Origin of the sequence: Oryzomicrobium sp. (assembly GCF_036820405.1) — a bacterium.
GTDB lineage: Bacteria > Pseudomonadota > Gammaproteobacteria > Burkholderiales > Rhodocyclaceae > Oryzomicrobium.
Genome location: NZ_DAISLS010000003.1, coordinates 241,020 through 259,685 on the forward strand (window position 1 = coordinate 241,020; position 18,666 = coordinate 259,685).

General features: G+C 72.1%; 16 protein-coding genes. 8 read left to right on the forward strand and 8 right to left on the reverse strand.

Annotated features, from left to right (window positions below; genetic code table 11):
• Window positions 1-49: 49 nt before the first annotated feature.
• Complete coding sequence (gene cphA, locus V7Z98_RS04180; RefSeq protein ID WP_293263416.1) at window positions 50-2,620, reverse strand: cyanophycin synthetase; 2,571 nt, start codon at window positions 2,618-2,620, stop codon at window positions 50-52.
• Window positions 2,621-2,739: 119 nt separating this feature from the next.
• Window positions 2,740-4,926 (reverse strand): cyanophycin synthetase, encoded by a 2,187-nt coding sequence (locus V7Z98_RS04185; RefSeq protein WP_334157098.1) that lies wholly within the window; start codon window positions 4,924-4,926, stop codon window positions 2,740-2,742.
• Between the two features lie 457 nt (window positions 4,927-5,383).
• On the opposite strand from V7Z98_RS04185, the gene V7Z98_RS04190 reads away from it, so the two are divergent.
• Together V7Z98_RS04190 and V7Z98_RS04195 are read left to right on the forward strand one after the other, a co-directional pair.
• Window positions 5,384-7,699, forward strand: coding sequence for a cyanophycin metabolism-associated ABC transporter (locus V7Z98_RS04190; RefSeq protein WP_293263420.1), 2,316 nt, complete (start codon window positions 5,384-5,386; stop codon window positions 7,697-7,699).
• A gap of 24 nt (window positions 7,700-7,723) precedes the next feature.
• Window positions 7,724-8,209, forward strand: a complete 486-nt coding sequence (locus V7Z98_RS04195; protein WP_334157099.1) for a cyanophycin metabolism-associated DUF1854 family protein — start codon at window positions 7,724-7,726, stop codon at window positions 8,207-8,209.
• Between the two features lie 19 nt (window positions 8,210-8,228).
• On the opposite strand, the gene V7Z98_RS04200 is transcribed toward V7Z98_RS04195, so the two are convergent.
• Both V7Z98_RS04200 and V7Z98_RS04205 read right to left on the reverse strand, forming a co-directional pair.
• On the reverse strand, window positions 8,229-8,930 hold the full coding sequence (locus V7Z98_RS04200) for a phosphoribosyltransferase (RefSeq protein ID WP_334157100.1): 702 nt from the start codon (window positions 8,928-8,930) through the stop codon (window positions 8,229-8,231).
• 20 nt (window positions 8,931-8,950) lie between these two features.
• Complete coding sequence (locus V7Z98_RS04205) at window positions 8,951-9,520, reverse strand: phosphoribosyltransferase family protein (RefSeq protein ID WP_334157101.1); 570 nt, start codon at window positions 9,518-9,520, stop codon at window positions 8,951-8,953.
• Window positions 9,521-9,738: 218 nt separating this feature from the next.
• Here V7Z98_RS04205 and V7Z98_RS04210 point away from each other — a divergent pair, with 218 nt between their 5' ends.
• From V7Z98_RS04210 to V7Z98_RS04220, 3 genes are all read left to right on the forward strand, one after another.
• Entirely contained in the window at window positions 9,739-10,257 is a 519-nt protein-coding gene (locus V7Z98_RS04210; protein ID WP_334157102.1) for a BCAM0308 family protein, read from the forward strand.
• A 66-nt stretch (window positions 10,258-10,323) separates the two neighbouring features.
• On the forward strand, window positions 10,324-10,935 hold the full coding sequence (locus tag V7Z98_RS04215) for an isochorismatase family protein (RefSeq protein ID WP_293263430.1): 612 nt from the start codon (window positions 10,324-10,326) through the stop codon (window positions 10,933-10,935).
• Entirely contained in the window at window positions 10,932-12,281 is a 1,350-nt protein-coding gene (locus tag V7Z98_RS04220; RefSeq protein WP_334157103.1) for a nicotinate phosphoribosyltransferase, read from the forward strand. The genes V7Z98_RS04215 and V7Z98_RS04220 overlap by 4 nt, the downstream gene beginning before the upstream one ends.
• Before the next feature lie 61 nt (window positions 12,282-12,342).
• Here the strand turns inward: V7Z98_RS04220 and V7Z98_RS04225 are convergent, their stop codons facing one another.
• Window positions 12,343-12,801, reverse strand: coding sequence for a PAS domain-containing protein (locus V7Z98_RS04225; RefSeq protein WP_334157104.1), 459 nt, complete (start codon window positions 12,799-12,801; stop codon window positions 12,343-12,345).
• Between the two features lie 118 nt (window positions 12,802-12,919).
• Here V7Z98_RS04225 and V7Z98_RS04230 point away from each other — a divergent pair, with 118 nt between their 5' ends.
• Window positions 12,920-13,150 (forward strand): hypothetical protein, encoded by a 231-nt coding sequence (locus V7Z98_RS04230; protein ID WP_334157105.1) that lies wholly within the window; start codon window positions 12,920-12,922, stop codon window positions 13,148-13,150.
• Between the two features lie 105 nt (window positions 13,151-13,255).
• Here the strand turns inward: V7Z98_RS04230 and V7Z98_RS04235 are convergent, their stop codons facing one another.
• From V7Z98_RS04235 to V7Z98_RS04245, 3 genes are all read right to left on the reverse strand, one after another.
• Complete coding sequence (locus tag V7Z98_RS04235; RefSeq protein WP_293263438.1) at window positions 13,256-13,972, reverse strand: MgtC/SapB family protein; 717 nt, start codon at window positions 13,970-13,972, stop codon at window positions 13,256-13,258.
• A 105-nt stretch (window positions 13,973-14,077) separates the two neighbouring features.
• Window positions 14,078-15,265 carry an MFS transporter gene (locus V7Z98_RS04240; RefSeq protein WP_334157106.1) on the reverse strand — a complete coding sequence of 396 codons (1,188 nt, stop codon included), beginning with the start codon at window positions 15,263-15,265 and terminating at the stop codon, window positions 14,078-14,080.
• Window positions 15,266-15,317: 52 nt separating this feature from the next.
• The gene (locus tag V7Z98_RS04245) at window positions 15,318-16,214 is read right to left on the reverse strand and encodes a LysR substrate-binding domain-containing protein (protein WP_334157107.1); all 897 of its coding nucleotides are present in this window, start codon (window positions 16,212-16,214) and stop codon (window positions 15,318-15,320) included.
• Window positions 16,215-16,324: 110 nt separating this feature from the next.
• Here V7Z98_RS04245 and V7Z98_RS04250 point away from each other — a divergent pair, with 110 nt between their 5' ends.
• Together V7Z98_RS04250 and V7Z98_RS04255 are read left to right on the forward strand one after the other, a co-directional pair.
• Window positions 16,325-16,912 (forward strand): cysteine dioxygenase family protein, encoded by a 588-nt coding sequence (locus V7Z98_RS04250; RefSeq protein WP_334157108.1) that lies wholly within the window; start codon window positions 16,325-16,327, stop codon window positions 16,910-16,912.
• A gap of 21 nt (window positions 16,913-16,933) precedes the next feature.
• Window positions 16,934-18,565, forward strand: coding sequence for a rhodanese-like domain-containing protein (locus V7Z98_RS04255; RefSeq protein ID WP_334157109.1), 1,632 nt, complete (start codon window positions 16,934-16,936; stop codon window positions 18,563-18,565).
• The last annotated feature ends 101 nt before the right edge of the window (window positions 18,566-18,666 follow it).

An 18,666-nucleotide genomic window follows, 5' to 3' on the forward strand; every position in this document is an offset into this window, starting at 1 on the left:
ATCCCGGCGGGCCTTGTCGTTGGCACCCCTCAATGCGAGGGGCCCAAGGTCAGGCGTTGGCGATGCGTTGCTTGATGTGGGCCAGGGCCTCTTCCACCTGGTCGATCAAGATCAGGCACAAGTCCCCATCCTGCAAGCGCTCCAGGGCGGTGTCGATGGCCAGGAATTCGCCGCGAATCTCGTCCACCGTCACGGTGCGCTTGGCGTTGGCCAGGCCCTGGCGCAGCAGGCCCAGCACCTCGCCGTCGGCGCGGCCGCGCTGGCAGGCATCCTGGTAGAGGAGCACCTCGTCGAAGGCGTCGCCGAGGATTTCGGTCTGGCGGCGGATATCCTCGTCGCGGCGGTCGCCGGCACCGCTGATCACCACCGAGCGGCGCTTGGCCGGCAGGGCGTCCACGGCGTTCACCAGGGCCTGGATGGCGTCCGGGTTGTGGCCGTAGTCGGCGATCAGGGTGGCGCCCTTGTAGTCGAACAGGTTGAAACGCCCCGGGGCGGTGCTGTCGTCGCTGACGAAGGTCGCCAGGCCGCGGCGGATCACGTCCCAGTCCAGGCCCAGGGCCCAGGCGGCGCCCACGGCGGCCATCACGTTCTCGACCTGGAAGAGGATCGCCCCGTTGCGGGTCAGCGGCACCCCGGCCAGGGCCAGGCGCACTTCGTTGGCGCCCTGGGCGGCGACGATGGAGTCCCCGTCCCGGTACAGCACCCGGTTGCCCTGGGCGCGGTGGGTGGCCATCACCGGATGGCTGCGGTCCAGGGCGAAGAAGGTCACCGTGCCCGGGCAGGAATCGGCCATGACGACCACGTGGGGATCGGCGGCGTTGAGCACGGCCACCCCACTGGGCGCCACGTTCTGCACGATGACGCGCTTGACCACCGCCAGGTCTTCCACGGTGTTGATGTAGGACAGGCCCAGGTGGTCGCCGATGCCGATGTTGGTCACCACCGCCACGTTGCAGCGGTCGAAGGCCAGGCCCTCGCGCAGCACGCCGCCCCGGGCGGTTTCGAGCACGGCGGCATCCACGTCCGGATGGAGCAGCACGTTGCGCGCGCTCTTCGGGCCGGAGCAGTCGCCGGTGTCGATGCGCCGGCCGGCGATGTACACGCCGTCGGTGCCGGTCATACCGACGCGCAGGCCGGAGACGGTCTGCAAGTGGGCGATCAGGCGCACCGTGGTGGTCTTGCCGTTGGTGCCGGCCACCGCCACCACCGGGATGCGGCCGTCGTCGCCGTCCTTGTACATGTTGGCGACGATGGCCTCGCCCACGGCGCGGCCCTTGCCGTAGGAGGGTTGCAGGTGCATGCGCAGGCCGGGGGCGGCATTCACCTCGACGATGCCGCCGCCCTGCTCTTCCAGGGGCTTGTGCACGGTCTCGCAGACCACGTCCACGCCGGCGATGTCCAGGCCCACCATCTTGGCCGCGGCCACGGCCCGGGCGGCCAGCTCGGGGTGCACGTCGTCGGTGACGTCGGTGGCGGTGCCGCCGGTGGACAGGTTGGCGTTGTTGCGCAGGATCGCCCGGGCGCCCTTGGGCGGCACGGACTCGGCGGTGTAGCCCTGCTCGGCCAGGCGGGCCAGGGCGATGTCGTCGAAGCGGATTTTGGTCAGGGAGGTGGCGTGGCCCTCGCCGCGGCGCGGGTCGCTGTTAACCAGGTCCACCAGTTCGCGCACGGTGTGCACGCCGTCGCCGATGACGTGGGGCGGCTCGCGCCGGGCGGCGGCGACCATCTTGTCGCCCACCACCAGCACCCGGTAGTCCTGGCCGGGCAGGAAGCGCTCGACCATGATGTCGTCGCGGAACTCCACGGCGGCGGCATAGGCGGCCAGCACCTGTTCCCGGGTCTGGATGTTCACGGTGATGCCCTTGCCCTGGTTGCCGTCCTGGGGCTTGACCACCACCGGCCCGCCGATCTCCTGGGCGGCGGCCCAGGCGTCCTCGGCGTCCTTCACCGGCCGGCCGGTGGGCACCGGCACCCCGGCGGCGTGGAGCAGCTTCTTGGTCAGCTCCTTGTCCTGGGCGATGGATTCGGCGATGGCGCTGGACAGGTCGGTCTCGGCGGCCTGGATGCGGCGCTGCTTGCTGCCCCAGCCGAACTGGACCAGGCTGCCCGAAGTCAGGCGGCGGAAGGGGATGCCCCGGGCCACGGCGGCGGCGACGATGGAGCCGGTGGAGGGGCCGAGGCGCTCGTCCTCGTCCAGTTCGCGCAACTGGGCCAGGGCGCCGGCCAGGTCGAAGGGGGCGTCGTCCAGGGCGGCGCGGCACAGGGCCTCGGCCAGGTCGAAGGCCAGGCGGCCCACCGCCTCTTCGGTGTATTCGACCACCACCTGGTACACCCCGGGTTCCACCGTGGCGCCGGTACGGCTGAAGGTCACCGGGCAGCCGGCCTCGGCCTGGAGCCCCAGGGCCGCGGCTTCCAGGGCGTGGGCCAGGGAAATCTGCTCGGCCTGACTGATGGATTGCAGCGATCCGATCTCGGGGAAGCGGGCGCGCAGACGGGCCTCGAACTCGCCCAGGCTGGCCAGGGAGCGCTCCGGCTCGTCGCAGGTGACGATGGCCTCGATGGCCGTGTGCCGGCTCCACAGGTTGGGGCCGCGCAGGGCGCGGATTCGCGTAACTTCCATGAAGACGATTTCCTGTTGGTCCCGGCCGCCGCGCCTCGCGTCATCGGGCGGCGGCCGCTATGAAGAATGAGGTCGGCCTCGTTCGGATGGGGACGGGTGTCGGGTCCGCGACGGATCGCTCAGGCGCGCTTGCCCGGCTCGCCGGGCAGCACGTCGAAGGTCTCGACCCCGGCCCGGATCAGCTCGGGGGCAATGCCCAGGGCCCAGGCGGCGCCGACTGCGGCGAGCAGGTTCTCGACCTGCAGGTCGTCCACGCTGCCGCCCGCGGCCACCAGGGGCACGGCGGTGACGGCGGTGAGCGGCGTCTCGTCGCTTCCCTTGGCCAGAACCACCTGGCCATCGCCCACGAACACGGCGCGGCCGCCGGCGGCGCGATGCTCGGCCAGGGCCGGCAGGTCGGCGGACAGGCCGAAGAAGATCACCTCGCCGTCGCACAGGGGCGCCATTTCCACCACCTGGGGGTCCCGGGCGTTGAGCACCGCCACCCCAGAGGGCAGCACCACGTCCACCTGGGTGCGCAGGGCCTTGTACACCTGGTCCGGCTCGAACACGTCCAGATCGGCCAGGCCCTCGGCGCCGTTGAGGTTGGTGACCACACCCACCTGGCAGCGGTCGTAGGCCAGGCCCTCGCTGAAGATGGCGCGGGGGCTGTTCTCGAACACGGCGGCCTGCACCGAGCGGTTGAGCAGCACGCGGCGGGCGGCGGCCCAGTTGGCGCTGTCGGCCTTTTCCACCTGGCGGCGGTCGAGGAACAGGCCGTCGCTGCACGCCAGGCCGGTGTGCTTGCCGCTCAGGCTGAGGAGGCGGGACACCACCCGGGCGACCACGGTCTTGCCGTGGGTGCCGGTGACGCCGACGATGGGGATGCGGCCGTCCTCGCCCTCGGGGAAGAGGTGGTCGACGATGGCCCGGCCCACCGGGCGGGGCTTGCCCTCGGCAGGCTTGAGGTGCATCAGCAGGCCGGGGCCGGCGTTGACCTCGACGATGGCGCCGCCCTGTTCTTCGAGGGGACGGGAAATGTCCTCGGCCACCAGATCGACCCCGGCGATGTCCAGGCCCACCACCCGGGCGGCCAGGGAGACGGCGGCGGCCACGTCCGGATGGACCTCGTCGGTGACGTCGATGGCCACGTTGCCGCTGCGCTGGACCAGCACGGTGCGGCCCTCGGCGGGCACCGCGTCGCCGGAGAGGCCCTGGCGCGACAGTTCCAGACGGGCGGCGGAATCGAGGCGGATGAAATTGAGCGGGTGGTCCTCGCTGCGGCCGCGGCGCGGGTCGGAGTTGATCTGGCTCTCGATCAGTTCGCTCACCGTGGAGCGGCCGTCGCCGACCACGCAGGCCATGTCGCCCCGGGCGGCGGCGACCATCTTGCCGCCCACCACCAGCAGGCGGTGCTCGTTGCCGGGAATGAAGCGCTCGACGATGACGCCGCTGCCTTCATCGACGGCCACCGCATAGGCGGCCTCGACTTCCTCGCGGGTGGTCAGGTTGGTGAACACGCCCCGGCCGTGGTTGCCGTCGTAGGGCTTGACCACCACCGGCAGGCCGATGTCCTCGGCGGCGTCCCAGGCGTCCTCCACGTCGTCCACCAGGCGGCCCTCGGGCACCGGCACGCCGCAGGACGACAGCAGGGTCTTGGTCAGGTCCTTGTCCCGGGAGATGCCTTCGGCGATGGCGCTGGTGCGGTCGGTCTCGGCAGTCCAGATGCGCCGTTGGGCGGCGCCGTAGCCGAGTTGCACCAGGTTGGCCTCGGACAGGCGGGTGTAGGGGATGTCCCGGTCGTCGGCGCCATCCACGATGCAGGCGGTGCTCGGCCCCAGGCACAGGGAATCGGTCAGGTCGCGTAGGTGCTCGACCGCCGCGGCGACGTCGAAGGGCCGGTCCTCGATGGCGGCCATCACCAGGTCCCGGGCGGCGTGCAGGGCGGCGCGGGTGACCTCTTCATGCCAGGCGCGGACGATCACCTTGTAGACGCCGCGGGTGGACATTTCCCGGGCCTTGCCGAAGCCGCCGGGCAGGCCGGCCAGGTTCTGCAATTCGAGGGTGACGTGTTCGAGGATGTGGGCCGGCCAGGTGCCTTCCTGGACCCGGCGCAGGAAGCCGCCGCGCTCGCCGTAGCTGCACCGGTGCTCGATCAGGGAGGGAAGCCAGCTGGAAAGACGCTCGTAGAAGCCGGGGATGGTGTTGGAGGGACATTCCTCCAGTTCGCCGATATCGACCCAGGCTTCGAGAGCCGGCCGGTAGGTCCAGATATTCGGTCCGCGCAGGGAAACGATGCGCAGGAACTCAATGTCTTTCTTTTTCATAAATCCAAGGGTGTGGCCGGACGTACTGGCTGGGTGCGCGGCAAAACTAAAAGGGGAAGTTCGCCAACCCATTAACGTGGCAGGCCCGGATTGGGTTTACTGCACCGGTCCGCCACCGTGTAACGTGCTGTAACGGGGATCATACAACTCCGCCGCCCCCTTCGTCGCGCCCCGCGCGCGGCGGCGGCGATTTTTCCGCCAACAACGGTGAAAAACCGCCGCCGGTGCTTCGGTATACTGTGCCCCTGGCCCGGCCCCGCCGGTGTTTCCGCCCGCCCTCGCCGGCATGGCGCGAACGCCCCGCCGCCCGGCCGTTTCCCCGGCGTTATCACCCTCTCGCGCTCCCGTCCGCGGGAGGGCAATGCTCCGGATTCACGTCGCCGCACCGGGCCGTCCCCGCCGGAACGGCGGCGTCACTTTCCTGGCTTTCCGCCCCGGCGCGGAAAGGTATTTCCCGATGAGCACCGTTTCTTCCGCTGCGACCAGCCTCCCCGCCCTTTCCGCCGCCCCCGCCGCCCTGCCCGGGCACTGGGCCGGCGACGCCGCGCCCCCCGTCGCCGCCGGCGAGACCCTGGCAGCCTGGGTCGAAACCGACCTGGATGCGCGCCTGCGCTTCGCCCCCGGCCTGGTGGCGCTGACCGACCGGCGCCTGCTCGCCCGCGCCCCCGGCGACACGACCTGGCAGTCCTGGAACCTGGGTGCTGGCCTCGCCGTGCAGCATTCCGACCACGCCGGCGTGGGCACCCTGGAACTGATCGACACCAGCGGCGGCGCCCCACGGCACCTGGCCGCCTGGCGCTACACCCTGGGCCACAACCCGGCGGCCCTGCGCCTGATCGACCGCTTCGAGAGCCTGCGCGACAGCCTGGTGAGCGGCACGCCGGAAGCGGTGCCCGACGCCGGGATCTGCCCCCAGTGCAAGGCGCCCCTGCCCGCCGGCCAGGACGAGTGCCCGATCTGCACCCGGGAGACCGCCACCCCGCCGTCCACCTGGACCCTGTTCCGCCTGTGGCGCTTCGCCAAGCCCTACAACGGCCGGCTCCTGGCCGGCTTCCTGCTCACCCTGGCGTCCACCGCCGCCACCCTGGTGCCGCCCTACCTGACCATGCCGCTGATGGACAAGGTGCTGATCCCCTACCAGAACGGCACCCCCATCGACGTGGGCCTGGTCACCCTGTACCTGGGCGGCCTGCTCGGCGCCGCCCTGGTGGCCTGGGGCCTGGGCTGGGCCAAGACTTACATCCTGGCCCTGGTGTCGGAGCGCATCGGCGCCGACCTGCGCACCACCACCTACGAGCACCTGCTCAAGCTGTCCCAGGAATACTTCGGCGGCAAGCGCACCGGCGACCTGATGGCGCGCATCGGTTCCGAAACCGACCGCATCTGCGTGTTCCTGTCGCTGCACCTGCTCGACTTCGCCACCGACGTGCTGATGATCGTCATGACCGCGGCGATCCTGGTGTCGATCAACCCCTGGCTGGCCCTGGTGACCCTGCTGCCCCTGCCCTTCATCGCCTGGATGATCCACGTGGTGCGCGACAAGCTGCGCCACGGTTTCGAGAAGGTGGACCGCATCTGGTCCGAGGTGACCAACGTGCTCGCCGACACCATCCCGGGCATCCGCGTGGTCAAGGCCTTCGCCCAGGAAAAGCGCGAGGCGGCACGCTTCCGCGAGGCCAACCTGCACAACCTGGCGGTCAACGACCGGGTGAACAAGGTGTGGTCCCTGTTCACCCCTACCGTCACCCTGCTCACCGAGGTGGGCCTGCTGGTGGTGTGGGCCTTCGGCGTGTGGCAGATCTCCCGCGACCAGATCACCGTCGGCGTGCTCACCGCCTTCCTCGCCTACATCGGCCGCTTCTACACCCGGCTCGACTCCATGAGCCGCATCGTCTCGGTGACCCAGAAGGCCGCCGCCGGCGCCAAGCGCATCTTCGACATCCTCGACCACGTCTCCAGCGTGCCCGAGCCGGCCCATCCGGTGCTCCTGCCCGAGGTAAAGGGCCGCATCGACATCCGCGACATCGGCTTCCGCTACGGCAACCGGGCGGTGATCCGGGGCATGAACCTGTCCATCGCCCCGGGCGAGATGATCGGCCTGGTGGGCCACAGCGGCTCGGGCAAGAGCACCATGGTCAACCTCATCTGCCGCTTCTACGACGTGGCCGAGGGGGCGATCCTGATCGACGGGGTGGACATCCGCTCGGTGCCCATCGCCGACTACCGGCGCAACATCGGCCTGGTGTTGCAGGAACCCTTCCTGTTCTTCGGCACCATCGCCGAGAACATCGCCTACGGCAAACCCGACGCCACCCGCGACGAGATCATCGCCGCCGCCCGGGCCGCCCACGCCCACGACTTCATCCTGCGCCTGCCCCACGGCTACGACTCCCTGGTGGGCGAGCGCGGCCAGGCCCTGTCCGGCGGCGAGCGCCAGCGCATCTCCATCGCCCGGGCCCTGCTGATCAACCCGCGCCTCTTGATCCTGGACGAAGCCACCTCGTCGGTGGATACCACCACCGAGAAGGAAATCCAGAAGGCCCTGGACAACCTGGTGCAGGGCCGCACCACCATCGCCATCGCCCACCGCCTGTCCACCCTGCGCAAGGCCGACCGGCTGGTGGTGATGGACCGGGGCCAGATCGTCGAAGTGGGCAACCACGACGAGCTGATGGCCCTGGAAGGCCACTACTACCGCCTCTACCAGGCCCAGGCGCGCAACGCCGACAGCGAGGAATCTTCCTCCCCCTCCGCCGCCGGCGAAAACGACTGACCGCGCCCCGCGAAAGACCCCGCGATGACCGCCACCCCCGCCCCCCTGCCCGCCTTCACCCTGCGCCGCGCCGCCAACGGCCGGCTGGAACTGACCGACGCCGCCGGCGAAACCCACGCCGGCGTGGTGCCGGTGCGCGCCTTCCCCATCTCCGCCCCCGACGGCGGCCTGTCCCTGGTTTCCGCCGACGGCCACGAGCTGGTCTGGATCGACCGCCTCGACGCCCTCCCCGAGCCGGCGCGCAGCCTGGTCGCCGAGGAACTGGCCGGCCGCGAGTTCATGCCCCTGATCCAGCGCATCCGCGCCGTCTCCAGCTTCGTCACGCCGAGCACCTGGGAGGTGGATACGGACCGGGGCGCCACCGCCTTCGTCCTCAAGGGCGAGGAAGACATCCGCCGCCTCGCCCAGGGGCGGCTGCTGATCGCCGACAGCCACGGCATCCACTACCTGATCCGCGACCTGGCGGCCCTGGACAAGGGCAGCCGCAAGATTCTCGACCGCTTCCTCTGATGCGGCGCGGCCCGGCCCCTCAGGCGCCGGAGCCCGAATTGGAATTGGAGTTGGCGTCGGGATCGGAGACGGAACCTGGCTCCGGCTCCGGTCGCGCCGGCATTGCCAGGGCGGCCACCACCCGATCGTCGTCCACCTGGTCGAATTCCCGGTAGTACTGGCCCACCGCCGCGAAGTCGTCGGGCACGGACAGGCACACTGCCTCGTCGCACCAGGGGCGCACCAGGGCCAGGGCCTCCCGGGAGGCCACGGGCACGGCGCAGATCAGCCACCGCGGTCCCCGGGCACGCACCGCGTGCAGGGCGGCCAGCATGGTGGCGCCGGTGGCCAGGCCGTCGTCCACCACGATCGCCACCCGGCCGGCCGGATCGATGGGCGGGCGCACCGGGGTGTAGCGGGCGCGGCGGCGGCGCATCACCTCCCGTTGTGCAGCGCTCTCCCGGGCCACGTAGGCGTCGTCCGCCCCGGCCAGCCGGGCATGGTCGGCCAGCCAAGTCCAGCCCGACTCGTCCACCGCGCCGATGGCGAATTCGGGCATTCCCGGCGCCCCCAGCTTGCGCACCAGCACCACGTCCAGCTCCCCGTCCAGGGCAGCGGCGATGCGCCGCCCCATCGGTACCCCGCCCCGGGGAACGGCCAGCACCAGGGGATGCTGCCCCCGCCACGGCGCCAAGGCCCGGGCCAGCAGGTCGGCGGCGTCATCCCGGTCGGCGAACCACATGGCGCATCCCCCCGTCCGGCTCAGGCGGCGGGCCGCCGCTCCAGTTGGAGCAGTTCGATGCGGAAATCCGCCTCGTAGGGCGGCACGTTGCACTCCACCACGTCCGGCGGCGCCACGTCGAGGCGCAGCCCGGCCACGTCGGCGCGCAGCGGCAGGCGCGCCACGCCCCGGTCAACCAGCACGGCGACGCGAATCTCGGCAGGCCCCTTGGCGGCCAGGTAGCCTACCGCCCGGAGCAGGGAATGGCCGGTGTACAGCACGTCGTCCACCACCACCAGGGTGTAGCCGGCCAAGTCCAGTTCGGCCTGGCCGGCCTGTTCGGTGAAGCGGGTGTCCGGGTGGAGCAGGGTCAGGTCGTCGGCGTAGCGTTTGATCGCCAGGTCCAGGCGCAGCGGCGGTGCCACGCCCAAACCGACCAGGGCCGCCGCCAGGCGGTCCGCCAGGGGCGCACCCCGGCGCAGGATGCCCACCACCCCCAGCCGGGGCCGGCCGGCCACCAGGGGAGCGAGGCGGGCGGCCATGGCAGCCACCACCGCCTCCAGCTGAGCGGGGGAATAGAGGCAGGTTCGGGTTCCGGCGGGACGCTCCATGGCAGCCTCCTCAGGGCCGGCGCGGCGGCGCGATGCCCCGGCCGCCGGGCCTTCTCTTGATTACAGCACAGCCGTCGCCATCGTCCAGCAAAATGGCCTTTCCCTCGCCGAGCCGGCATATATAGTGAAGTGGGAGTCCATCCAGGCCGCCCCGCCCGGCTCCGGCCAGCGGCCGGAGCACCATGGCGGAAGCGTCGCCGCCGCCGGGAGCCCCCGCCATGAAAACCCACCACCTGCCCGCCCGGGGCCCGGTTTCCGCCGGACGCCACCAGCTCTGGGAAGAGAAGATTCACGACAGCTACCGGCGCAGCGCCAAGCTGCGGCAGCCCGCCGCCTGCACCGGCTGCGGCGCGGTGTACCGCCAGGGCCGCTGGGTCCGCCATCCCGACGAGGACGCCCCGGCCGGCAACACCCTATGCCCGGCCTGCCTGCGTTTGCGCGACCACTTCCCCGCCGGTTACGTGATCCTGCACGGTGCCGACCTCGGCGCCCGGCGCGGCGAACTGCTGCGCCTGATCCGCCACGAGGAAGCCGGACGGAACGGTAAAGGCGGCGACGGCAGCGCCCAGGCCCGGGTCATGGCCATCGAGGAAGGCGAGGGAGAGTGGCTGGTGACCACCACCGACACCCACCTGGCCCGGCGCATCGGCGAGGCCCTGCACCGGGCCTGCCGGGGCACCCTGGACTTCCGCTACAGCCCGGGGCGCAACCTGCTACGGGTGCACTGGACCGCCTGACCGCCCCAACCGCGACGGCCCCCTGCTGGCCCCGGCCCCCCGGCACCCCATCTGCGAGGCCCTGCCGTGCCACCGCCCTCGGACGCCCCCGCCCTGCCGCGCCTGCCCGGCCCGGGCGACGCCCTGCTCGTCGTGGACGTGCAGAACGACTTCCTGCCCGGCGGCGCCCTGGGCGTGGCCGACGGGGACCGGGTGATCGCCCCCCTCAACCGTTACATCCACCTCTTTCTGCAAGCGGGACTGCCCCTGGTGTTCACCCGGGACTGGCATCCGCCGGACCATTGCTCGTTCCAGGCCCGGGGCGGCCCCTGGCCCCCCCACTGCGTCGCCGGCAGCCCGGGGGCGGCCTTCCCCGCCGGCCTGCATATACCGGCCGGGGCCACCGTCGTCTCCAAGGGCGCCAGCGCCGAGGCGGACGCCTATTCCGCCTTCCAGGGCACCGGCCTGGGGGCCTACCTGCAACGCCTGGGCTGCCGCCGGGTCTTCGTCGGCGGCCTGGCCACCGACTACTGCGTGCTGGCCACGGTGCGCGACGCCCTGGTCCAGGGGCTGGAAGCAGTGCTGCTGCGCGACGCGGTGCGACCGGTGGACGTCAGCCCCGGCGACGGGCAGCGGGCCGAGGACGAAATGCTGCGCCTCGGCGCATTCCCCCTGATCTGGGACGAGGTCGCGCCATGAACACCGATTGCAGCCCCCTGCTCACCGACCTGTACGAACTGACCATGTTGCAGGCCTACCTGGACGAGGGCATGGCCGACACGGCAGTGTTCGAATTCTTCGTCCGTGCCCTGCCGCCGTCGTGGAACTTCCTGATGGCGGCGGGCATCGAGCAGGCGGTGGATTACCTGGCCACCCTGCGCTTCCGCGACGACGACCTGCGCTGGCTGCGCGACACCGGCCGCTTCCACCCGGTTTTTCTCGACTGGCTGGGCGACTTCCGCTTCGCCGGCGACGTCTACGCCATGCGCGAAGGCACCGTGTTCTTTCCCGACGAGCCGGTGCTGCGGGTGGTGGCCCCCCTGGCCCAGGCCCAGTTCGTCGAGAGCCGGCTGATCAACCTGCTCAACTATTCCTGCCTGGTGGCGAGCAAGGCTGCCCGCTGCGTGCTGGCGGCGCCGGGGCGCCAGCTGGTGGATTTCGGCCTGCGCCGCGCCCACGGGGCCGAGGCCGGGCTGCTCGCCGCCCGCTCCAGCTACCTGGCCGGCTTTGCCGGCACCGCCACGGTGCTCGCCGGGCGGCGCTACGGCATCCCCCTGTTCGGCACCATGGCCCACTCCTACATCCAGGCCCATGACCGGGAGGCCCAGGCTTTCAGCCATTTTTCCGCTTCCCACCCCCGGGACGTGACCCTGCTGGTGGACACCTACGACAGCGAGGCGGCAGCAGCCAAGGTGGCGGTCCTGGCCCCGGATCTGCGCCAACGCGGGGTGAGCCTGAAGGCCCTGCGCCTGGACAGCGGCGACCTGGCGGAACTGTCCAGGCGGGTGCGAGCCATTCTCGACCAGGCGGGCCTGGCCGAGGTGCGCATCTTCGCCAGCGGCAACCTGGACGAGCGCGAGATCGCCCGGCTGGTCGCGGCCGGCGCCCCCATCGACGGTTTCGGCGTGGGCACCCACCTGTCCACCTCGGCCGATGCGCCCTACCTGGATTCGGCCTACAAGCTCCAGGTCTATGCCGGCAAGTCGCGGCGCAAGCGCTCCCCGGGCAAGGCCACCTGGCCTGGGGAAAAGCAGGTCTACCGGGTGTATCGGGACGACGGCCGGCCCAGCTACGACGTGGTGGCCCTGGCCTGCGAGCCGCCGCCACCGGAACACAGCCGGGCCCTCTTGCACCAAGTAATGCACCAGGGCCGCCGGGAGCCGCCCCTGGAGCCCCTGGACCTCCTGCGCCATCACGCCGACGCCGAACTGGCCCTGCTCCCTGCCGAACTGCGCCGGCTGGACCCGGCGCCCACGCCCTACCAAGTGCAGATCAGCGCGCCGCTGCGGGCCCTGGCCCACAAGCTGGACCAGCAGACGCACTAGCCGCCCGGGGCACGCCGGGCGCGGCGATTCACAATCTCACAGCCTCACAACCGCTCCACGGCTAGTCCGCGCCGCCGCCCTTTTCCAGGGCCGCCAGGCGCGCGCGCAGGGCCTTTTCTTCCTGGTAGCGGGCGGTGGCGTCCCGGGCCACCGCCAGGGCGCCCAGCACCTGCCCCTGGGCGTCGGCGACCACGGCAAAGCTCATGTCCACGTACAGGGTGCCCCCGGCGGCGGTCTGGGCCCGGGTGACCAGGACGCGCCGGCCGAGCCGGGTGGCGCCCTGGGCCAGGGCCCGGTCGTAGCCCTGCCAGTGGGCGGGACGCAGCCGCTCGGGAATGATCAGGTCCAGGCTGCGGCCCAGGGCCTCGGCAGCGGTGAAGCCGAACAGGGCCTCGGCCGAGGGGTTCCAGGCCCGGATCACCCCCTCCTTGTCGGCGAAGACCAGGGCCTCGGCCATGTGGGCCACCAGCAGGGCCGCCAGGGGGCCGTCGGGCAGCCCGGTTGGATCGTGGTGTGCCATGGTGCGTCCTCCCGCTACGTTGCTGATGGGTGCCGACGCCGCGTCGGCGATTGCCGCAATTGCATTGCGCCGGCGCCGGTTTATAGTCCTTGGACCCCCGACCTCGCCGCGATACGCCATGCCCGCCCCGCTCCTCGTTCCCCGCCGGACCTACCTGATCGAGCTGTGCAGCGGCGAGCGGCGGCACTGGCAGTACCTGGGCGAGGACGATACCGGCACCTGGTGGCGCGACCGGGACAGCGGCCGGGAATTCAGCGAGGCCAGCCTGATGTACGCCTGGACGGTGCTCGGCGAGGCGTTGCCGGAAACTCCCGCAGCGCCCGAACCTCCGGCCGGCGGTCAATCCTGACCCTGGGTCCGCAAGCCGCCCGCACCGCCCTCCGTTCAGCATAGCCGCCCCGCCCGGCGCCGGGCAGTGTCGACATGGCGCAGCCGCCGGTTCCGCCCGTTCCCCCTACTCGCTGGTGCTCGGACTCCAGAACGCCTGGCTGACCAGGGGCGAGGCGGCCAGGCGGGCCACCAGGCCGTCCAGATGGTCGCCGTCCACCGCCGTGGCCGCCAGGGTGGCCTCGATTTCCACCGCGTCCTCGCCGAAGGCGTGGATTTCCAGGTCCTGCACCGGGTAGCCGCCCCCTTCCAGGGCCGCCTCGAGCATGGTCAGCACTTCCTTCTGGCGCCCCCGCTCGACGATCACGTAGACCGTGTTGGTCACTTCCACCGAGGCCACGTCCAGGGGCTGGCGGTTCACCGCGTTCACGATCGGCCGCAGCAGGGTGTTGGCGGCCAGCACGTAGACCGTGCCCACCACCGCCTCCAGGATCAGGTCGGCCCCGGCGCAGGCGCCGATGGCCGCCGAACCCCACAGGGTGGCGGCGGTGTTGAGGCCGCGCACGTTGCCCTCTTCGCGCATGATCACGCCGGCGCCGAGGAAGCCGATGCCGGAGACCACGTAGGCCACCACCCGCACCGCCCCGTCGTGGCCGCTCATGCGGTTGGCCATGTCCACGAAGATGGCCGCCCCCACCGCCACCAGTACGTTGGTGCGCAGCCCGGCGGTGCGCTGCCGGTACTGGCGCTCGAACCCCACCAGGCCGCCGAGGACGAAGGCGGCGGTGAGGCTGACGAGGGAATCGAGCAGGGAGGAGAGGTTGACGTTGTTCAAGGCTTCCATGGGGTCTCCAGAAAGGCGTCCGGCGCCAGGGGCCGAACCGGCCGGGCGCCAGTGTCGCCGCGCCCGGTTACAGCCAGGGCATCGCGCCCGTAGTAGCGGGCCGAATCAAGCCGGCCGCAGCGTCTCCGCCTCCGCACCCACCCAGCGCCACAGCAGCAGGGCGGCGGCCAGGGCGCAGGCGGCGGAAAAGGTGAAGGCGGCCCAGGGGGCGACGCCCTGGTACAGGGCGCCGAACGCCAGGGAGGCGGGCAGCAGGCAGACGCCCGCCGTCAGGTTGAACCAGCCGAAGGCGGTGCCCTGGCGGCCGGCCGGGGCCAGGTCGGCCACCAGGGCCTTTTCCACTCCCTCGGTAGCGGCCATGAACAGGCCGTAGCCGGCGAACAGCAGGTAGAGCAGGGGGCCGTCGCCGCCGATCAGCCCCAGGCCCAGGTAGAAGAGGCCGTAGGCCAGGTAGCCGGCCACCAGCAGCCGCACCCGGCCGACCCGGTCGGACAGGCCCGACAGGGGCGTCGAGGCGAGCATCGCCACCGCCGAGACGGCGGCCCACAGGAGCGGCACCTGGGCCTCGGGCACTCCCAGTTCCCGGGCGCGCAGCAGCAGGAACATGTTGGACGAGTTACCCAGGGTGAACAGAGCCACCACCGCCAGGTAGCGGCGCAGCCGGCCGGGCAGCCGAGCCAGGTGCCAGTCGATCTTCCGGGACTCCCGGGACACGGCCCCGGCGGGCTCCCGCAGCCCGGCGGCCAGGACCAGGCACAAGACCGCCGGCAAGGCCGACCAGAGGAAGACGTCGCGCAACGGCAGGCCGGCGCCGAGCAGCAGGGCGGCCAGCAGGGGGCCGACCACCGCCCCGGCGTTGTCCATGGCCCGGTGCAGGCCGAAGGCCAGGCCGCGCCGCTCCGGCGGCACGCTGGTGGCAAGCAGGGCGTCCCGGGGCGAGGTGCGCAGGCCCTTGCCGACCCGGTCGGCAAAGCGCAGCGCCAGCAGCCAGGGCCAGGCCGTGACGAAGGCGATCAGGGGGCGGGCCGCCCCGGCCAGGCCGTAGCCGAACACCACCCAGGGAGTGCTGCGCCGGGTCCGGTCCACCACCACGCCGGACACCAGCTTGAGCAGGCTGGCGGTGGCCTCGGCGATGCCCTCGATCAGCCCCAGGGCCCGGGGGCCGGCCATCAGCACCGACGACAGGTAGAGCGGCACGAGGGGGTAGAGCATCTCGCTGGCGCTGTCGTTGACCAGGCTGATCAGGCCGAGCAGCCAGACGGTGCGCGGCAGGGAGGTCAGCGCGGCCAGCATGGGCGGGGCGTCCGCAGGGTTGGCGGGGGCGGTTGGCGACCGGCGGGACCGGTCACTCCGCCGGGCCGTCGTCCACCGGCGGGCCGAAGGGAACGCCGCCGGCGGCCAGGTCGAGGAACAGGCGGCGGGCGATGGGGTGGCCGCCGTCGCCGCGCAGGTAGAGGTGGTAGGCCACGTCCGGCAGCCGGGGCAGCCCCTCGACAGGGCCGAGCACGCGCAGGGTGGGGTCGAGCAGGTCGATGCTGCGGGCGGTGACCCCCAAGCCGGCGCGCAGGGCGGCCTTGATGCCGATCAGGGTGGGGGATTCGTAGCTGATGCGCCAGGGCACGGCGGCGTCGGCGGGCTGGGCCTCCAGGGTCTGCAAGGCGAGCTGGCGGAAGATGCTCGGCTCGTCGGCCAGGATCAGGGGCAGGGGGTCGCCGCGCCGGTAGGAGAATTCCTCGGCGCACAGCCAGACCGTGGGCGAGGTGCGCAGGGTCAGGCCGGGCAGGGTCGGGTCGAGGCGGGTGGACAGGGTCATGTCCAGGTCGCCGCGGCGCAGGTCGTCCATGAGGAAGGGGCTGCGCCCGACGTGGATCTGGATCTGCACCTGGGGATAGGCCTTGGCGAAGCCGGCGAGCAGCCCGGGCAGCAGGGTGTCGGCCACGTCATGGGGCGCGCCGATGCGTAGGGTGGCCCCCTCCCCCGCCCCGGCCAGGGCGTGCAGGGTCTGGTCGTTGAGGGCCAGCAGGCGCCGGGCGTAGCCGAGCAGCCGGGTGCCCTGGGCGGTGAGGCGCCGGCTCCGGCCGGATTTCTCGAACAGGGGGAAGCCCAGTTCCGCCTCCAGCCGGTGCATCTGGTGGGTGACGGCGGATTGGGTCTTGTGCAGCCGGACGGCGGCGGCGGCGAAACCGCCGTGGTCCACCACGGTCTGCAAGGTGCGCAGCAGGGCCAGATCCAAGGTCTTCATATATTAATTTCCTTCATGTTTCCCGACAGGATAATTCAATTGCCCCACGACTGGCGCGGACCTTAAACTTTTTGCCGTCCCGATATATTAATTTTTTTCAAGGATCGCCCATGTCCCTCGCCGACGAACGCCGCCACGCCGTGGCCCAGGCCATCGCCGCCATGCAGCGCCTGGCCGCCCGCCAGCCCTTCGACCGGGCCGCCCTGGCCGCCATCCTGGACGAGGTGAAGGCCCTGGCCGCCCGGTCCGAGTGGTGGAGCGGTGCCGAGTTCGCCCCGCCCGAGGAGGGGGAGCGCCAGGCCCGCTACTTCATCCACGAAGAGGCGGACCGCAGCTTCGCCCTGTACCTGAACGTGATGCGCCCGGGCAAGCGCATCCCGCCCCACGACCACACCACCTGGGCCTGCGTCGCCGCCGTCGCGGGCGAGGAGCACAACGAGGTGTACGACCGGCTGGACGACGGCGCGGTGCCGGGCCGGGCCGAGCTGCGCCTGCGCGAAACCGTGGTGGTGGGCCCGGGCAACGGCATCGCCTTGATGCCCGACGACATCCACGCCGTGCAAATTCGCGGCGACCAGGTGATCCGCCACCTGCACATGTACGGCCGTGCCCTGGAAACCCTGACCGGGCGCACCGTTTTCGACGTGGATGCCGGCACCTGCCAGTCCATGGCCATCGGCGTCGCCACCCGGCGCTGACGCCGCCGCAGCGCATCGCCCATGACCGCCCCTCGCATCGCCCCCGCCACCCTCAAGGACTGGCTCCACGACGGCGCCGAGCTCGCCCTGTGCGATGTGCGCGAAGCCGGCCAATTCGGCGAATCCCACCTGCTCCACGCCGTGCCCCTGCCCTACAGCCGGCTGGAACTGGACGCCCCGCGCCTGCTGCCCAACCGCCGGGTGCGCCTGGTCCTGTGCGACGACAGCAGCAGCGGTAGCGGAGGAACTGGCAGCGTGGCCGACCGGGCGGCGGCCCGCCTGGCCGCCCTGGGCTACCGGCCCCAGGTGCTCGCCGGCGGCACCGCCGCCTGGGCCGCCGCCGGCTTCGCCCTGTTCGCCGGGGTGAACGTGCCCTCCAAGACCTTCGGCGAGCTTGTCGAGCACCGCTGCCACACGCCCCGCGTCACCCCGGACCGGCTCGCCGCCTGGCAGGCCGAAGGCCGCGACCTGGTGGTGGTGGACGGCCGCCCCTTCGCCGAATACCGCAAGATGAACATCCCCGGGGCGGTGTGTTGCCCCAACGGCGAGCTAGCCCTGCGCATCGACGCCCTGGCCCCCCGGCCGGACACCACCATCGTGGTCAACTGCGCCGGCCGCACCCGCAGCCTGATCGGCGCCCAGACCCTGATCGACCTGGGCCTGCCCAACCCGGTGTACGCCCTGGAGAACGGCACCCAGGGCTGGGTGCTGGCCGAGCGGGCCCTGGAGCACGGCAGCGCCCGGCGCTACCCGGACGACGCCCACCCGGCCGACCCGGAGGCCCGCCGCCACCAGGCCCGCCGCCTGGCGCGGCGCTGGGGCGTGGGCCGCCTCGACGGCCCCCGGGCCGCCGCCCTGCTCGCCGACCCCGGGCGCAGCACCTTCTTGTGCGACGTGCGCAGCCCCGAAGAATTCGCCGCCGGCACCCTGCCCGGCGCCCAGTCCGCCCCTGGCGGCCAGCTCATCCAGGCCACCGACCAGTACGTGGGAGTGCGCCGCGCCCGGCTGGTGCTGTTCGACGACGACGGCATCCGCGCCCCGGTGGTGGCCGCCTGGCTGGCCCGCCTGGGCTTCGAGGCCTGGGTGCTGGCAGGGGTGGAAGCCACGGCCGGGGGCGGGCTCGCCGCCCCGGGCTTCACGCCCGTCGCCCCGCCCGTTGCCGATCCACCGGCCCTCCCCACCATCGCACCGCCGGCGGTGCAGGAGCGTCTCGACCGGGGCGCCCTGCTCCTCGACCTGCGCCCGAGCATGGCCCACCGCCGGGGGCGCATTCCCGGCTCGCTGTGGACGATCCGGCCGCGCCTCGCCGCCCTGCCCCTGGCCGGCCGCGCCCTGGTGCTGGTGGCCGACGACCCGGCCGTGGCCGCCCTGGCGGCAGACGAAGCCCGCAGCCTGGGCGCCGCCACGGTGGAACTGCTGGCCGGCGGCACCGCCGCCTGGGAGGCCGCTGGCCATCCCCTGGTCCCCAGTCCGGCCCTGCCCGCCGACGCAGACTGCATCGACTACCTGTTCTTCGTGCATGACCGCCACGACGGCAACCGGGAGGCGGCACGCCGCTACCTGGCCTGGGAAACCGGGCTGGTGGCCCAGCTCGACGCCCGGGAGCGGGCCGAACTCGACGCCTGCGCCGCCCCGGCGGAAGCTGAGGAGTAACCCGCCCCCTGACCGCCCGCTCCGCAAACGACACATCGGATGGCAGTGCTGGAAAAGTCCAAAGACAACGGGCCGGTCCCGAAGGAGCCGGCCCGCCGGAC

What these genes read in the sequence shown, in the direction of transcription:
- cphA (WP_293263416.1), bottom strand. Translation starts at nt 2,620, where the DNA reads ATGGAAGTTACGCGAATCCGCGCCCTGCGCGGCCCCAACCTGTGGAGC.
- V7Z98_RS04185 (WP_334157098.1), bottom strand. Translation starts at nt 4,926, where the DNA reads ATGAAAAAGAAAGACATTGAGTTCCTGCGCATCGTTTCCCTGCGCGGA.
- V7Z98_RS04190 (WP_293263420.1), top strand. Translation starts at nt 5,384, where the DNA reads ATGAGCACCGTTTCTTCCGCTGCGACCAGCCTCCCCGCCCTTTCCGCC.
- V7Z98_RS04195 (WP_334157099.1), top strand. Translation starts at nt 7,724, where the DNA reads ATGACCGCCACCCCCGCCCCCCTGCCCGCCTTCACCCTGCGCCGCGCC.
- V7Z98_RS04200 (WP_334157100.1), bottom strand. Translation starts at nt 8,930, where the DNA reads ATGTGGTTCGCCGACCGGGATGACGCCGCCGACCTGCTGGCCCGGGCC.
- V7Z98_RS04205 (WP_334157101.1), bottom strand. Translation starts at nt 9,520, where the DNA reads ATGGAGCGTCCCGCCGGAACCCGAACCTGCCTCTATTCCCCCGCTCAG.
- V7Z98_RS04210 (WP_334157102.1), top strand. Translation starts at nt 9,739, where the DNA reads ATGAAAACCCACCACCTGCCCGCCCGGGGCCCGGTTTCCGCCGGACGC.
- V7Z98_RS04220 (WP_334157103.1), top strand. Translation starts at nt 10,932, where the DNA reads ATGAACACCGATTGCAGCCCCCTGCTCACCGACCTGTACGAACTGACC.
- V7Z98_RS04225 (WP_334157104.1), bottom strand. Translation starts at nt 12,801, where the DNA reads ATGGCACACCACGATCCAACCGGGCTGCCCGACGGCCCCCTGGCGGCC.
- V7Z98_RS04230 (WP_334157105.1), top strand. Translation starts at nt 12,920, where the DNA reads ATGCCCGCCCCGCTCCTCGTTCCCCGCCGGACCTACCTGATCGAGCTG.
- V7Z98_RS04235 (WP_293263438.1), bottom strand. Translation starts at nt 13,972, where the DNA reads ATGGAAGCCTTGAACAACGTCAACCTCTCCTCCCTGCTCGATTCCCTC.
- V7Z98_RS04240 (WP_334157106.1), bottom strand. Translation starts at nt 15,265, where the DNA reads ATGCTGGCCGCGCTGACCTCCCTGCCGCGCACCGTCTGGCTGCTCGGC.
- V7Z98_RS04245 (WP_334157107.1), bottom strand. Translation starts at nt 16,214, where the DNA reads ATGAAGACCTTGGATCTGGCCCTGCTGCGCACCTTGCAGACCGTGGTG.
- V7Z98_RS04250 (WP_334157108.1), top strand. Translation starts at nt 16,325, where the DNA reads ATGTCCCTCGCCGACGAACGCCGCCACGCCGTGGCCCAGGCCATCGCC.
- V7Z98_RS04255 (WP_334157109.1), top strand. Translation starts at nt 16,934, where the DNA reads ATGACCGCCCCTCGCATCGCCCCCGCCACCCTCAAGGACTGGCTCCAC.